Source organism: Amycolatopsis sp. WGS_07, from assembly GCF_045278895.1.
In the GTDB taxonomy this organism is placed as follows: Bacteria; Actinomycetota; Actinomycetes; order Mycobacteriales; family Pseudonocardiaceae; genus Amycolatopsis.
Genome location: NZ_CP136053.1, coordinates 5,271,603 through 5,286,284 on the forward strand (window position 1 = coordinate 5,271,603; position 14,682 = coordinate 5,286,284).

Genomic DNA, 14,682 nt, shown 5'->3' on the forward strand with positions numbered 1-14,682 from the left:
GCACTTCCTTCTTAGTCGATGCGGCCGTGGATCCGGCCGCTCGCCGAGCGACGGTGCGGATGGGACGGCTGGTGGTCCGAGGGCTGGTGGCTCGGCTGGCTCGGCTGGTGGTTCTGCTGCTGCGGCGGCTGGTGGTTCTGCTGGTTCTGCGGGGGCTGGTGCTGCGGCCCGTCCGGTTCGGACCGCTGGTTCTGGCCTCGGTCGCCCGAGCCCTGCGACCGATCGCCGTCGTCCCCGGAGCGGCGGTTGGTGTTGCCCTCGTCCCCGGACGAGCGGGTGTCGCCGCCGTCGTCGTCGCCGCCTTCGCGCGAGCGCCGGTTGTCCTCGTGCTGCTGGCGCGACTCGTTGACGCCGTCCTTGCCCGCCTGCACGGCGTCCTTGGCGTCCTGGCCGATGCCCTGGGCGTTGTCCTTGATGTCGCCGATGTCGCCGCCGATGTTCTTGGCGATGTCGGCGAGATCGCCGATGCTGCCGACGTCCTTGATCTTCTGCAGCTGCGACCCGATGTCCTTGATCGAGTTCCAGATGTCCTGGACCTTCGTGATGATGTCCTGGATCATCTCGATGATCGAGATCAGCGCGTTGATCAGCGGCAGCAGTTCGGACAGCGCGGTGATCGCGTCGGCGACCCAGCCCGCGATCGGGATGCACGCCTCCGCGGCCATCACCAGCAGCCGGTCGATCAGGCTCTTCAGCAGGTCCAGCGCCTTGGCCGCGAGCTTCTTCGACGTGTCCGCGAGCAGGTCGAAGCCCTTGGCGATCAGCGACGCGATCCCGGCCTCGGCGGCGAGCCCGGCCCGCCATCCGGCCTGCACGTAGGCCTTGTGCTCCAGGGAAGCCGTGCCGTGCCAGGAATCGCTGACGGTCTTCTCGTTGGCGACCATCACCTCGGAGAACGCCTTCATCGCCTCGGAGATGTTGCGCCACGCCTCGGCGTCGGCCGACATCTTCGAGAAATCGCCGGTGAGCGGTTCGATGAACTGCTGGGTGAGCGTGGTGCCGGTGAACTTCTGGTACACCCACTCGACGGCCATCACCTCGACGCCGGCGTCCTTCACCAGCGCCTGGACGTCCTCTCCGGACGTGTCCTCCGGCGGCTGCAGCATTTCGGTGATCGAATCGCCGCGGTCGAAATCGCCGGTGGCGCCGGAACCGCCGGGCTCACCGCCCGAACCTCCGGTGCCGCCCTCACCGCCGTTGCCGCCGCCTTCGCCGCCCTCGGTGCCGCCCTCGCCGCCCCCTTCTCCGCCTTCGCTGCCCTCTCCGCCTTCGCCGCCGGAGCCCTCGTCGCCGCCCCGGCCGCCGCCTTCGTCGCCGCCCTCGTTGCCGCGGTCGCGGCCGTTGCCGTCGCCGCCGTCCTCGCCGCGGCCCCGGCCGTTGCCGCCTTCGTCGCCGCCGTCCTGGCCGTCGCGGCCGTCCCGACCGTCGCGCCCGTCCCGGCCATCTCGGCCGTCGCGCCCGTCCCGGCCGTCGCCGCCGGTGCCGCTCGGATGCGTCTGGTCGTCCCCTCCGGACGGACGTCGCCCGTCCGGGCCGTTGCCGCCGGGATGCTGGTTGCCGCCAGGGTGCTGGTTCCCGCCGGGCTGGTTGCCGCCCGGATGCTGGTTGCCGCCCGTGCCGCCGGGGTGCTGGTTGCCCCCGGGGTGGTTGCCGCCCGGGCGGGACGGCGGATGCGTCGTCCCCGTTCCCCCGGGGTGGTGGCCCCCGCCGTGTCCGCCGCCGTGCCGTGCCATGTCGTCTCCCCCTCGTCAGAACTGTGTGGTGCCGGTGCGCATCAGGCCTTGCCGCTCCCGGAATCGATGCCGTCGAACTGGTCGATGAACTGCTTGAGCAGCTGTGCGGAATTGGCGTCGTGGTGCGCGTAGGCCTGCGCCGCCTGCTTGACCCCTTCCGAGAGCGAGGTCAGCCGCGAATGGCCGAAGTCGAGCGTGCCGCCGTACAGGTTCCCCACCAGCTGGACGACCGGCTGCAGCACCACGAACAGGCCGGTGAACCCGGACGTGTCGCACGCGGTCGAGCGCATGTAGTCGTTGATCTTGCTGATCTTCTCGTGGAGGCTGTCGAGCACCTCGGCGTACTGGTTCATCGTCTCGACGTCGACTTCTATGCCGGACATGAAAGAAACCGCCCTCCCCGTGAGCTTTTCGGTTGCCGAACACTATGGCAACCGACGATCACCGAGTGTGGGCGGTTCCCGGAAATTTGTGCGATTACCTGGGAAGATCGGGCGAAGAGGACGAAGCGGGCGCATCGACTGCGTCACGTGCCGGGTGCGCGAGGCGGCCCGGGGGCTTATGCTTCGCGGACCGAAGCATCGGGAACCCATCCGGAACTATGTCGTTCCGCGCTGCCGGATCGTTACCGTTCTTCCCCGTTCGGGGGGTCGCGAGGCGCTGCTGGGGTGTTTCCCAGGTGTTAAAGTCGCGCTAACAAGCGGGCCATCGTCGTCCCGTGCGCTCCCCGCGGCCGGTTCGCCGGCCACCGCACGAAACGACGAAGGAGGTCCCTTTTCCATGATCTTCTCCGCCATCCCCGGCAAGCAGGGTCTGTACGACCCGGACACCGAGCAGGATTCCTGCGGCGTCGCCATGGTCGCCGACGTCCAGGGCCGCCGCACGCACGGCATCGTCACCGACGGTCTCTCCGCGCTCACGAATCTCGACCACCGCGGAGCCGCGGGAGCCGAGCCGACGAGCGGCGACGGCGCCGGGATCCTGCTGCAGCTGCCCGACGAACTGCTGCGCGCCGAGGCGGGTTTCCCGCTGCCCGCGAGCGGCGCGTTCGCCGCCGGGATCGCGTTCCTGCCCGCCGAGGACGAGCAGCGCCGCAAGGCGATCGGCCTCACCGAACGGATCGCCGCCGAGGAAGGGCTCACTGTCCTTGGCTGGCGCGAGGTTCCGGTCGACACCGACGGCGCGGAGATCGGCCCCACCGCGCGTTCGGTGATGCCGCACTTCGCGATGCTGTTCGTGTCGTCCCCGCACGGCGAAACCGGCCTGGAGCTGGACCGGCTGGCGTTCTGCCTGCGCAAGCGCGTCGAGCACGAAAGCCTCGCTTCCGGCTGCGGCACGTACTTCCCGTCGCTGTCCGCGCGCACGATCGTCTACAAAGGCATGCTCACGCCCGAGCAGCTGCCGCGGTTCTTCCCCGACCTGCGCGATTCCCGGCTCACCAGCGCGATCGCGCTCGTGCACTCCCGGTTCTCCACCAACACTTTCCCGTCGTGGCCGCTCGCGCACCCGTTCCGGTTCGTGGCGCACAACGGCGAGATCAACACGATCCGCGGCAACCGCAACCGCATGCGCGCCCGGGAAGCGCTGCTCGAATCCGACGTGCTGCCGGGCGATCTCTCGCGGCTGTACCCGATCTGCTCGGCCGACGCGTCGGACTCGGCGTCCTTCGACGAGGTGCTGGAGCTGCTCCACCTCGCCGGCCGCTCGCTGCCGCACGCGGTGCTGATGATGATCCCGGAGGCGTGGGAGAACCACACCTCGATGGACCCGGAACGGCGCGCCTTCTACCAGTTCCACGCCAGCCTGATGGAGCCGTGGGACGGCCCGGCGTGCGTGACTTTCACCGACGGCACGCTCGTCGGCGCGGTGCTCGACCGCAACGGCCTGCGCCCGGCGCGCTGGTGGCGCACCGCCGACGACCGCGTGGTGCTCGCCAGCGAGGCCGGAGTCCTCGACGTGGCCCCGGAAAACGTCGTCGCGAAGGGACGGCTGCAGCCCGGCCGGATGTTCCTCGTGGACACCGCCGCGGGCCGGATCGTGGACGACGAAGAGGTCAAGTCCGCGCTGGCGCGCAAACAGCAGTACAGCGACTGGCTGCACGCCGGGCTGCTCAAGATCGCCGAGCTGCCCGACCGCGACCACGTGGTGCAGAGCCACGATTCGGTGCTGCGCCGCCAGCTCGCGTTCGGCTACACCGAGGAGGAACTGAAGATCCTGCTCGCGCCGATGGCCGCCAACGGGGCCGAGCCGATCGGGTCGATGGGCTCGGACACCCCGGTCGCCGTGCTGTCGAAGCGGTCGCGGCTGCTGTACGACTACTTCAAGCAGAACTTCGCGCAGGTCACCAACCCGCCGCTGGACGCGATCCGCGAGGAGCTGGTCACGTCGATGAGCCGGATCATGGGTCCGGAGCGCAATCTGCTCGCGCCGGGTCCCGCGTCGTGCCGGCACCTGAACCTGCCGTACCCGGTGATCGACAACGACGAGCTGGCCAAGCTCATCCACATCAACGACGACGGCGATCTGCCCGGTTTCGCCTGCAGCGTCCTTTCCGGACTGTACGAAGTGGACGGCGGGGCGGAGGCGCTGGCGGCGGCGATCGAGCGGGTGCGGCGCGACGCGTCCGAGGCGATCGCGGGCGGGGCGCGCACGCTCGTGCTGTCCGACCGCGATTCCGACCACCGGATGGCCCCGATCCCGTCGCTGCTGCTGGTTTCCGCGGTGCACCACCATCTGGTGCGCACCAAGGAGCGGCTGCGCGTCGCGCTGGTCGTGGAGACCGGCGACGCCCGCGAGGTGCACCACATCGCGCTGCTGCTCGGCTACGGCGCGGCGGCGGTGAACCCGTACCTCGCCTTCGAAACCATCGAAGACATGATCAGCCAGGGCGCGATCACCGGCATCGAACCGGCGAAGGCGGTCCGCAGCTACGTGCAGGCGCTCGTCAAGGGCGTCCTGAAGATCATGTCCAAAATGGGCATCTCCACCGTCGGCGCGTACACCGCGGCGCAGGTGTTCGAATCCCTTGGCCTGAGCCAGGAACTGCTCGACGAGTACTTCACCGGAACGTCGTCGAAGCTCGGCGGCGTGGGGCTGGACGTGCTTGCCGAAGAGGTCGCGGTGCGGCACCGCCGGGCGTACCCGGACAACCCGACCGACCGGGTCCACCGAGGACTGGACACCGGCGGCGAGTACGCGTACCGCCGCGAGGGCGAGCTGCACCTGTTCACGCCGGAGACGGTGTTCCTGCTGCAGCACGCGTCGAAGACCGGGCGCGACGAGGTGTACCGCAAGTACACCGAAGAGGTGCACCGGCTCTACCGCGAGGGCGGCACGCTGCGCGGGCTGTTCAAGTTCCGCGACGGTGCGCGCGAGCCGATCCCGCTGGACGAGGTCGAGCCCGCGTCGGCGATCCTGCGCCGGTTCAACACCGGGGCGATGTCGTACGGCTCGATTTCGGCCGAGGCGCACGAAACGCTGGCCATCGCGATGAACCGCATCGGCGGCCGGTCCAACACCGGCGAGGGCGGCGAGGACCCGGAGCGGCTGTACGACCCGCAGCGGCGCAGCGCGATCAAGCAGGTCGCGTCCGGCCGGTTCGGCGTCACGAGCGAGTACCTGGTCAACGCCGACGACATCCAGATCAAGATGGCGCAGGGCGCGAAGCCGGGCGAGGGCGGGCAGCTGCCGCCGAACAAGGTGTATCCGTGGATCGCGCGCACGCGGCATTCGACGCCGGGCGTCGGGCTGATTTCGCCGCCGCCGCACCATGACATCTACTCGATCGAGGACCTGGCGCAGCTGATCCACGACCTCAAGAACGCCAACGAGAAGGCCCGCATCCACGTGAAGCTGGTGTCCTCGCTGGGCGTCGGCACGGTCGCGGCGGGCGTGTCCAAGGCGCACGCGGACGTCGTGCTGATCTCCGGGCACGACGGCGGCACCGGCGCGTCGCCGATGAACTCGCTCAAGCACGCCGGCACGCCGTGGGAGATCGGGCTCGCCGAAACGCAGCAGACGTTGCTGCTCAACGGTTTGCGCGACCGGATCACGGTGCAGGTGGACGGTGCGATGAAGACCGGCCGCGACGTCGTGATCGCCGCGCTGCTCGGCGCCGAGGAATACGGTTTCGCGACGGCCCCGCTGGTCGTGGCGGGCTGCATCATGATGCGCGTCTGTCACCTCGACACGTGCCCGGTCGGCGTCGCCACGCAGAGCCCGGAGCTGCGCAAGCGCTACACCGGGCAGGCCGACCACGTGGTGCGGTACTTCGAGTTCGTCGCCGAGGAGGTGCGGGAAACCTTGGCACAGCTGGGCTTCCGCACGCTCGACGAGGCGATCGGGCACGCCGAGATGCTCGACACCGACGAGGCTGTCCAGCATTGGAAGGCCTCCGGGCTCGACCTCGGCCCGGTGTTCGACATGCCCGCGGAGACGCCGTACGGCGGTGCGAAGCGGCGCGTGCGCGAGCAGGACCACGGCCTGGCGCACGCCCTCGACCGCACGCTCATCCAGCTCGCCGAGGCGGCGCTGGAGGACGCGCATCCGGTGCGCCTGGAGCTGCCGGTGCGCAACGTGAACCGCACCGTCGGCACGCTGCTGGGCTCGGAGATCACCCGCCGCTACGGCGGCGAGGGCCTTCCGGACGGCACGATCCACGTGCTGCTCACCGGTTCGGCCGGGCAGTCGCTCGGCGCGTTCCTGCCGCGCGGCATCACGCTGGAAATGGTCGGCGACGCGAACGACTACGTCGGCAAGGGCCTGTCCGGCGGACGGATCGTGGTCCGCCCGCATCCGGACGCGAGCTTCGCCGCCGAACAGCAGACGATCGCGGGCAACACGCTGGCCTACGGTGCGACGTCCGGCGAGATGTTCCTGCGCGGGCAGGTCGGCGAACGGTTCTGCGTCCGCAACTCCGGCGCGACGGTCGTGGCCGAGGGCGTGGGGGACCACGCTTTCGAGTACATGACCGGCGGCCGCGCGGTGGTGCTCGGCCCGACCGGGCGGAACCTGGCGGCCGGGATGTCCGGCGGCAGCGCGTTCGTGCTCGACCTCGACCGCGCGAAGGTCAACCAGGACATGGTGGACCTGCTTCCGCCGGATCCGGACGACCTGGCCTGGCTCAAGCAGATCGTGCGGCAGCACCACGACCTCACCCGCTCGGCCGTGGCCGCGTCGCTGCTCGGCGACTGGACCCGGCGCGCGGCGGCGTTCACCAAGGTGATGCCGCGCGATTACCAGCGGGTCCTCGATGCGGCGAAGGCAGCGCGCGCTGCGGGCCGCGACGTCGACGAAGCGATCATGGAGGCGGCTCGTGGCTGACCCCACCGGTTTTCTGAAGTACGAACGGCAAGAGCCGAAGAAGAAGTCTTACGAGGAAAGGCTTTCCTCGTGGGGCGAGGTCTACGCGGACGTCGCGCCGGAGGAGCGCAACGAGCAGGTGCGCACGCAGGCGTCGCGGTGCATGGACTGCGGCATCCCGTTCTGCCATTCCGGCGGTTCCGGCTGTCCGCTGGGCAACCTGATCCCGGAATGGAACGATCTCGTCCGCCGCGGCGACTGGGCGGCGGCGAGCGATCGCTTGCACGCCACCAACAATTTCCCGGAATTCACCGGGAAGCTGTGCCCGGCGCCGTGCGAGGCGGGTTGTGTGCTGTCGATTTCGCCGCTGTCCGGCGGGCCGGTGGCGATCAAGCGCGTCGAGGAGACGATCGCGGCGCAGTCGTGGGAAGCCGGATACGTGCAGCCGCAGCCGGCCGAGGTGTCCTCGGGCCGCAAGGTGGCCGTCGTCGGCTCCGGCCCGGCCGGGCTCGCCGCGGCGCAGCAGCTGACCCGCGCGGGCCACGAGGTCACCGTGTTCGAACGCGACGACCGGCTCGGCGGCCTGCTGCGGTACGGCATTCCCGAGTTCAAAATGGAGAAGAAGGTCCTCGACCGGCGGCTCGCGCAGCTGCGCAAGGAGGGCACGAAGTTCGTCACCGGCTGCGAGGTCGGCGTCGATCTGTCGGTGGAAGACCTGCGCGCGCAGTACGACGCGGTGGTGCTCGCCGTCGGCGCCCTGCGCGGCCGCGACGACCGCACCACGCCGGGCCGTTCGCTGCACGGCATTCACCTGGCGATGGAACACCTGGTGCCGGCCAACAAGTTCGTGGAGGGCGACGGTCCGTCCCCAGTGGACGCGAATGGCAAGCACGTCGTGATCATCGGCGGCGGCGACACCGGCGCGGACTCCTACGGCACCGCCACCCGCCAAGGCGCGCTGTCGGTCACCCAGCTCGACCAGTACCCGACGCCGCCGCAGACCCGCGACGACGAGCGGTCGCCGTGGCCGACCTGGCCGTACATCCTGCGCACCTACCCGGCGCACGAGGAAGCGGGCGAGCGGAAGTTCGCTGTGGCGGTCAAGCGGTTCGTCGACGACGGCAACGGGCACGTGAAAGCCGTGGAACTGCAGGAAGTCCGCGTGCAGAAGGATCCGGAAACCGGCCGTCGCGAGGTCATCCCGGTCACCGAAGAGGTCGAAACCCTGCCCGCGGACCTGGTGCTGCTGGCGATCGGCTTCGAGGGCGTGGAGGAAATGCCGCTCCTGGAAGGCCTGGACCTGAGCCTGACCCGCCGCGGCACTCTGTCGTGCGGTTCGGACTGGCAGACGGAAACCCCCGGCGTCTTCGTCTGCGGCGACGCCCACCGCGGCGCCTCGCTCGTGGTGTGGGCCATCGCCGAAGGCCGCTCGGTGGCCGCCGCGGTGGACACGTTCCTGACCGGAGACTCGGACCTGCCCGCACCCGTGCACCCGACCGCGTTGCCGCTCGCGGTGGTGTGATCGGCCCCGTCTCGGGCCCCGGCGCAACGGCGCGCCGGGGCCCGTTTTCTTTACGCTGGATGTTATGCGGATCGGTGAACTAGCCCAGCGGACCGGAGTCAGCACCCGCTCGCTGCGCTACTACGAGCAGCAGGGCCTGATGCAGAGCACACGCTCCGCCGGCGGGCAGCGGCACTACCCAGCGGATGAGGTCGAGCGGGTCGAACTCATCCGCCGGTTGTTCGACGCGGGCTTGCACAGCAAGGTAATCGCCCGGCTGCTGCCCTGCGTGCACAGCGCCGACGAAGCCGTCATCGAAGACGCTTTCACCACCATGGTGTCCGAACGCGACCGGCTGACCGCCGACATCGCCCGCCGCGTCGAGGCCCGGGACGCCCTCGACGTCCTGATCGAAGCGAACACCCGATACCGGCAGGGCGAGGGCAGCTCCTGCTAGCGACTCAGGTCGATCACTAACTTGCCCGCCGCGTGGCGCGATTCGACGAGCGCCAACGCCTCCTGCGCCCTAGCGAGCGGGTAGGTCTCCGTGATGTGCGGATCGAGCCGCCCCTCGGCCATCAACTCGGCGACCCGCTCCAGACCCGTCCGATCAACGCGACGACGGACGAACTCCCCGCCGAGTTCGGTCACCGACTGGTCTCCGACCGAGATGAGCTTCCTCGTCAACGGTGCGACTTCACGCAGGGACTGGCCGCCAACGGTGTCGACCACCGCGTCGAACCGGCCCACGACGCTGCCCGCCGTGTAGTCGATGAACGCTGCCCCGTACTTCGTCGCGAGTCCCCGCTTGGCCGCGCTGCCCGTGCCCGTCACCACCAGCCCCCGGTCCCGCGCGAGCTGCGCCACCGCGATGCCGACCCCGCCGCCGATCCCGTTCACCAGCAGTGCCGCGCCCAGCTCCAGGTCGAGCTGGTCGAGCACATCCAGCGCCGTGGTACCCGCGACTGGGATGGTCGCCGCCCAGGTCCACGGCAGCGTGTCCGGGATACGGGCGGTGGACTCGCCGAGCAGCAGCGTCGTCTCCGCGTACGTGCCCGCCCCGGTCAGCGCGAACCCGGTAACCCGATCGCCAACGCCGAGCCCGGTCACGTCCTTCCCGGTCGCGAGCACCGTCCCCGCCGCTTCCATCCCGATGACCCGGGGAAACGGCAGGTCCCCGCTCAGGTCGGGAACGTGCCCGGACCGCAGCAGATGATCGAGCGGATTCACCCCCGCGGCCGCGACGCGCACGAGAACCTCGTGGGGACCGGGCGCAGGGTCCGGCCGGTCGAAGAACTCCTGGACCTCGGCGGTGCCGAACGCCCGATATCCCAAGGCGGTGCTCATTTACTCCTCCATCACGGTCGATTCGGGACCGACGCTAGGTGCTGACACCGGTGTCAACTTCCATCCGATGTGACCGGGACGACACGGTGCCGAAGGCCGCTCGGGCGCGCCGGGGCCCGTTTCCTTCTGTGGGTTTCGTGAGAAGCTGAGCCGCGGGAGGAGGGGCGATGGACGAAGACGCGCGGGTGACGAACCAGATCCTGGGCCCGGTCACCGGCGGCAAGGTAGTCCAGGTGGGGCACGCGGACACGGTGTACGCCGCCGCACCGCCCGCCCGGTCGCGGTACCGGCACTGGGTCCGCCAGGTCGCGCCGCCGGAGCTGATCGGCCGCGCGGGCGAACTCGCCGAGCTGGCCGAATTCTGCACCGACCCCGCCGGCCCGGACTACGTGTGGTGGCGGGCCGCGCCGTGGACGGGGAAATCGGCTCTGATGGCGACGTTCGTGCTGAATCCGCCGGAGCGCGTGCGCGTGGTTTCCTTCTTCGTCACGGCGCGCTCCCTTGGCGACGACACCCGCGAGGCGTTCGTGGACGTCGTCCAAGAGCAGCTGGCGGAAGTCCTGGAGACCGCGAAAGACCCGTCCGCCCGCAACCTCCACGCCGTCTTCGCCGACGCCGCCGCCCACTGCCGAGCCCGCGGGGAACGACTGGTCCTGGTCGTCGACGGCCTGGACGAGGACCGCGGCGCGGGCCCCGGCGGGCACAGCATCGCCGCGCTGCTCCCGTATCCGGAGAACGGCCTGCGGGTGATCGTGGCGAGCCGCCTCAACCCGGATGTGCCGCCGGACGTGCGGTCCGACCACCCGCTGCGCGCTCCCGGCATCGAACGCCCCTTGGCCTTCTCCCCGGCGGCCGTCGCGGCGAAGGCCGACATGGAGCGCGAACTCGACGCGTTGCTGCGAGGTCCGGCCGGGGAACAGGACCTGCTGGGGTTCCTGGTCGCCGCACGGGGCGGTCTCACCAGCTACGACCTCGCCGAGCTGACCCAGCGCCGCCGCCGCGACGTCGAGCGGGTGCTCAACAGCGGGGCGAGCCGCTCGTTCACCCGCCGTCCCGCGCATTGGCATCCGCATCGGGCCCCGGAGATCTACTTGCTGGGGCACGAGAACCTGCGGCGGGAAGCCGTCGAAGCGCTGGGGCAGGCCGAACTGTCGCGGTATCGGTCCGCGATCGACGAATGGGCCGACCGGTATCGCCGCGACGGCTGGCCGCCGGGCACGCCGCAGTTCCTCCTGCGCGGCTACTTCCAGCTGGTTCAGGAGACCGGAGACGCGGCCGCACTGGTGGAGTTGGCGACGGACCCGGCGAGACACCAGCGCATGCTGGACGCGACCGGCGGCGACCTGACCGCGATGGCGGAGCTGGAGGCCGCGCGGACGGCGGTGCTCGCGTCCGAGCAGCCCGATCTGGTCGAGCTGATCATGCTCGACATGTATCGGAGCAATTTCCGGCACCGCAACAAAATCACGCCCGAACGGCTGCCCGCGACGTGGGCCGAGCTGGGGAAGATCGAGCACGCGACGGCGCTGGCGCAGTCGATGACCGAGCCGGCGCCGCGCAGGCGGGCGCTGCTCGGGCTGGCCGGCGCGCTCGTCCGCGGCGGGCGGCTCGATCGCGCCGGGCAGCTGCTCGAAGACGAGCACGACCCGGACTTGCGCGACGCCCTGCTCGCGGAAATCGCGGTGTCCGCGGCGGGCAACGGCGAAGCACGGGCGTCGGTGCAGATTCTTCCGCGGCTGAGCCCGGACCGGCGCAAGCTGGTCCGGGCGCTGACCGCCGCGCTCGGCCCGGAGCCGGATTTCGCCGCTCTCGCGACGCTGGCCGGGCAGATCGCCGACGAACGCGTCCGGGACGACACCTTGCACGATCTGGCGGTGCTGGCGATCGGCCGTCCGGTAGCGGCTGACCTGGCGGACGCGGTGTCGGACGCGCACCGTCGAGCCCGGACCCGCTCGGCGCTGGCGCATGAGCTGTACCGGCGCGGAGAAATCGCCCAGGCACGCGAACTGGCTCTCGAATGGCGCGTGGACGACGTAGTGCTACGCATCGACCTGGTCGCTGCGCTGGCGGCGGCGGACGATCCGGCGGAAACGATCGCCGCGTTCGGCTCGAGGTTCTCCGCCGAGAAACGAGAACGCGTGTTTTCGCGGACACTGGTGCCGGCGCTGGCCGAGACCGGGCGGTTGGCCGGCATTCCGGACGTCCTGGAGTCGCTGACCAACGCCTTCGCGCGGGACGGCGCGATCACCTCGTACGTCGAAGCACTCGCGCGCAACGGCGACGTCGACGCCGCGTTCCGGTGGGCAGGCCGGTTCTCGTCGGAGCGTCGTTCGTTTCTCGAGCGGGAGTACGACGTGCGCCGGTATGCGCTCCTCGCCGAGACTCTGCTCTCGGCAGGCGACCCCGTGCGCGCTCGCGAAGCAGCCGAACGCGCGGAGGCGCTCGCCCGGCGTCCGGTGAGCGACTGGCGCACCGCGGACGCGATCACCGCGTTGGCCGCGGCGGTGGTGCAGGCCGGCGACGTGCGGCGAGCCGAGCTGCTCGCGCCGGTGGTGCGGGAGAGCTGGAGCGACGGGCGCGAAATCCGCGAGCTGGCGAATCTGGTCGCCGCACGCGGCGATGTGCGGATCGCCGAGGACCTGGTCGTCAGTCTCGAGCTTCCGCACCAGGCGGCAGAGCCGCTGGTGGTGCTCGCCCGGCGGCTGCGTTCCGCCGGCGACCACGCCGCGCTGGCCCGGCTGGCGGCACATGTCCGGAAGGGGATGGCGGTGTCCGGCGAGGGTTTCGTCTCCGCCCGGATCAGGATTCTGTGCGCGGTGGGGGAACCGGCCGACCTGGTGTCGCTCGCCGCGGGCGGGAACGACGCCAGCCGCGGCCTCGCCCTCTTGGACGGAATACCGGACCTGGCCGCGCGCGGCGAAGTCGGGGCCGCGCTCGAACTGTGCGGTTTCCTCGAGGAGCACGACGCCTTCGACGCGCGGCGGGCCTTGGTACGGGAACTGGCCGCGGCCGGGCACGTCGACCAGGCAGAGGCCGTGCTGGAGAGCTTCGCCGAAGGGCGGCACCGGGACCTGGCGACCGCGGCTTTCCTGCCGGAGCTGGCCAGGCACGACCTTCCGCGCGCGCTCGAACGGGTCCGGCTCCTGCAGCTCCCGGACGACCGAGCCCGGCTCCTGGTCGAAATCGCCGAAGCCGCACCTGCCGAGGACCGCCGCCGGATCCTCGCCGAGGCGCTGGCTCTCGGCCACTGGTCCGTCATCGTCCCCGCCCTGGACACCGACGAACTCGCCGGTCTCCTCGACGTAGCCGACCGCTTCGGCGCCCTCTACCGCCAAGAGGACCCGGACGCGTGACCCTCGCCGCCCGACGGTCCGGGCAAACGTGGCAGACCCTATCCTGAGACGCGTGAACTGGACAGTCGACGTTCCCGTAGACACTCTCCCCGAGCTGCCGCCGTTGCCTCCTGAGCTGCGGGACCGCCTCGACACCGCCTTGTCGCTGCCCGCCGCGCAGCAGCCGGAGTGGCCGGACGTCGCGCTGGCCAAGCGGGTGCGCGGCGTGCTGGAGAGCGTGCCGCCGATCACCGTGCCCGCCGAGATCGACCGGTTGAAGAGCCGGCTCGCCATGGTGGCCCGCGGGGAGGCGTTCCTGCTGCAGGGCGGCGACTGCGCGGAGACGTTCGAGTCCAACACCGAACCGCACATCCGGGCGAATCTGCGCACGCTGCTGCAGATGGCCGTCGTGCTCACCTACGGGGCCAGCCTTCCGGTGGTGAAGGTCGGCCGGATCGCGGGCCAGTACGCGAAGCCGCGCTCGTCCGGCACCGACGCGCTCGGGCTGCCCGTCTACCGCGGCGACATCATCAACTCGCTCGTCGCCAAGCCGGAGCTGCGGGTGCCGGACCCGGGCCGGATGATCCGCGCCTACGCGAACGCGGGCGCGGCGATGAACCTCGTCCGCGCGCTCACCGGGGCCGGCATGGCCGACCTGCACCAGGTGCACGACTGGAACAAGGACTTCGTGTCCTCCTCGCCGGCGGGGGAGCGGTACGAGGCGCTCGCCGCCGAGATCGACCGCGGCCTGCGGTTCATGAACGCCTGCGGCGTCACCGACTCCTCCCTGCAGTACACCGAGATCTTCGCCAGCCACGAGGCGCTGCTGCTCGACTACGAGCGCGCCATGCTGCGGCTGGACCGGGCCGACGCGGCGAATCCGAAGCTGTACAACCTGTCCTCGCACTTCCTGTGGATCGGCGAGCGCACCCGGCAGCTGGACGGCGCGCACATCGCGTTCGCCGAACTGCTGTCGAACCCGATCGGGCTCAAGATCGGCCCGACGACGACGCCCGAGCAAGCGCTCGAGTACGTCGAACGGCTCGACCCGCGCAGCGAGCCGGGGCGGCTCACGCTCATCTCGCGGATGGGCAACGGCAAGGTCCGCGAGGTGCTGCCCGCGATCGTCGAAAAGGTCGAATCGTCCGGGCACAAGGTCATCTGGCAGTGCGACCCGATGCACGGCAACACGCACGAATCGTCCACCGGCTACAAGACCCGGCACTTCGACCGCATCGTCGACGAGGTCCAGGGCTTCTTCGAGGTGCACCGCAAGCTCGGCATCTACCCCGGCGGCATCCACGTCGAACTGACCGGCGAGGACGTCACCGAATGCCTCGGCGGGGCACAGGAAATCTCCGACGTCGACCTCTCCGGCCGCTACGAGACCGCGTGCGACCCCCGGCTCAACACCCAGCAGTCGCTGGAGCTGGCCTTCCTGGTCGCGGAGATGCTGCGCGGCTGACCA

At 70.6% G+C, this 14,682-nt stretch carries 8 protein-coding genes; 5 read left to right on the forward strand and 3 right to left on the reverse strand.

The features are described 5' to 3' along the window. Positions 1 to 11 precede the first annotated feature (11 nt). Entirely contained in the window at positions 12 to 1,733 is a 1,722-nt protein-coding gene (locus RPX00_RS24995) for a hypothetical protein (protein WP_406628953.1), read from the reverse strand. A 41-nt stretch (positions 1,734 to 1,774) separates the two neighbouring features. Further along, a complete protein-coding gene (locus tag RPX00_RS25000; RefSeq protein WP_406628955.1) occupies positions 1,775 to 2,116 on the reverse strand; it encodes a hypothetical protein in 342 nt (113 codons plus the stop codon). Between the two features lie 397 nt (positions 2,117 to 2,513). On the opposite strand from RPX00_RS25000, the gene gltB reads away from it, so the two are divergent. The 3 genes from gltB to RPX00_RS25015 all read left to right on the forward strand — a co-directional run bounded on the left by gltB (position 2,514) and on the right by RPX00_RS25015 (position 8,992). Then, positions 2,514 to 7,055, forward strand: a complete 4,542-nt coding sequence (gene gltB / locus RPX00_RS25005; protein ID WP_406628957.1) for a glutamate synthase large subunit — start codon at positions 2,514 to 2,516, stop codon at positions 7,053 to 7,055. Then, on the forward strand, positions 7,048 to 8,556 hold the full coding sequence (locus RPX00_RS25010) for a glutamate synthase subunit beta (protein ID WP_406628959.1): 1,509 nt from the start codon (positions 7,048 to 7,050) through the stop codon (positions 8,554 to 8,556). Before gltB ends, RPX00_RS25010 begins: the two co-directional genes overlap by 8 nt. 64 nt (positions 8,557 to 8,620) lie before the next feature. Next, positions 8,621 to 8,992, forward strand: coding sequence for a MerR family transcriptional regulator (locus RPX00_RS25015; RefSeq protein WP_406628961.1), 372 nt, complete (start codon positions 8,621 to 8,623; stop codon positions 8,990 to 8,992). Here the strand turns inward: RPX00_RS25015 and RPX00_RS25020 are convergent. Next, a complete protein-coding gene (locus tag RPX00_RS25020) occupies positions 8,989 to 9,882 on the reverse strand; it encodes an NADP-dependent oxidoreductase (RefSeq protein ID WP_406628963.1) in 894 nt (297 codons plus the stop codon). The genes RPX00_RS25015 and RPX00_RS25020 overlap by 4 nt on opposite strands. Positions 9,883 to 10,049: 167 nt before the next feature. Here RPX00_RS25020 and RPX00_RS25025 point away from each other — a divergent pair, with 167 nt between their 5' ends. Next, positions 10,050 to 13,235, forward strand: coding sequence for a hypothetical protein (locus RPX00_RS25025; protein ID WP_406628965.1), 3,186 nt, complete (start codon positions 10,050 to 10,052; stop codon positions 13,233 to 13,235). Between the two features lie 52 nt (positions 13,236 to 13,287). Next, on the forward strand, positions 13,288 to 14,679 hold the full coding sequence (locus RPX00_RS25030) for a class II 3-deoxy-7-phosphoheptulonate synthase (RefSeq protein WP_406628966.1): 1,392 nt from the start codon (positions 13,288 to 13,290) through the stop codon (positions 14,677 to 14,679). The last annotated feature ends 3 nt before the right edge of the window (positions 14,680 to 14,682 follow it).

Bases quoted from the DNA above. Each gene is read 5' to 3' on its own strand.
- RPX00_RS24995 (WP_406628953.1), bottom strand. From the start codon at position 1,733: ATGGCACGGCACGGCGGCGGACACGGCGGGGGCCACCACCCCGGGGGA.
- RPX00_RS25000 (WP_406628955.1), bottom strand. From the start codon at position 2,116: ATGTCCGGCATAGAAGTCGACGTCGAGACGATGAACCAGTACGCCGAG.
- gltB (WP_406628957.1), top strand. From the start codon at position 2,514: ATGATCTTCTCCGCCATCCCCGGCAAGCAGGGTCTGTACGACCCGGAC.
- RPX00_RS25015 (WP_406628961.1), top strand. From the start codon at position 8,621: ATGCGGATCGGTGAACTAGCCCAGCGGACCGGAGTCAGCACCCGCTCG.
- RPX00_RS25020 (WP_406628963.1), bottom strand. From the start codon at position 9,882: ATGAGCACCGCCTTGGGATATCGGGCGTTCGGCACCGCCGAGGTCCAG.
- RPX00_RS25025 (WP_406628965.1), top strand. From the start codon at position 10,050: ATGGACGAAGACGCGCGGGTGACGAACCAGATCCTGGGCCCGGTCACC.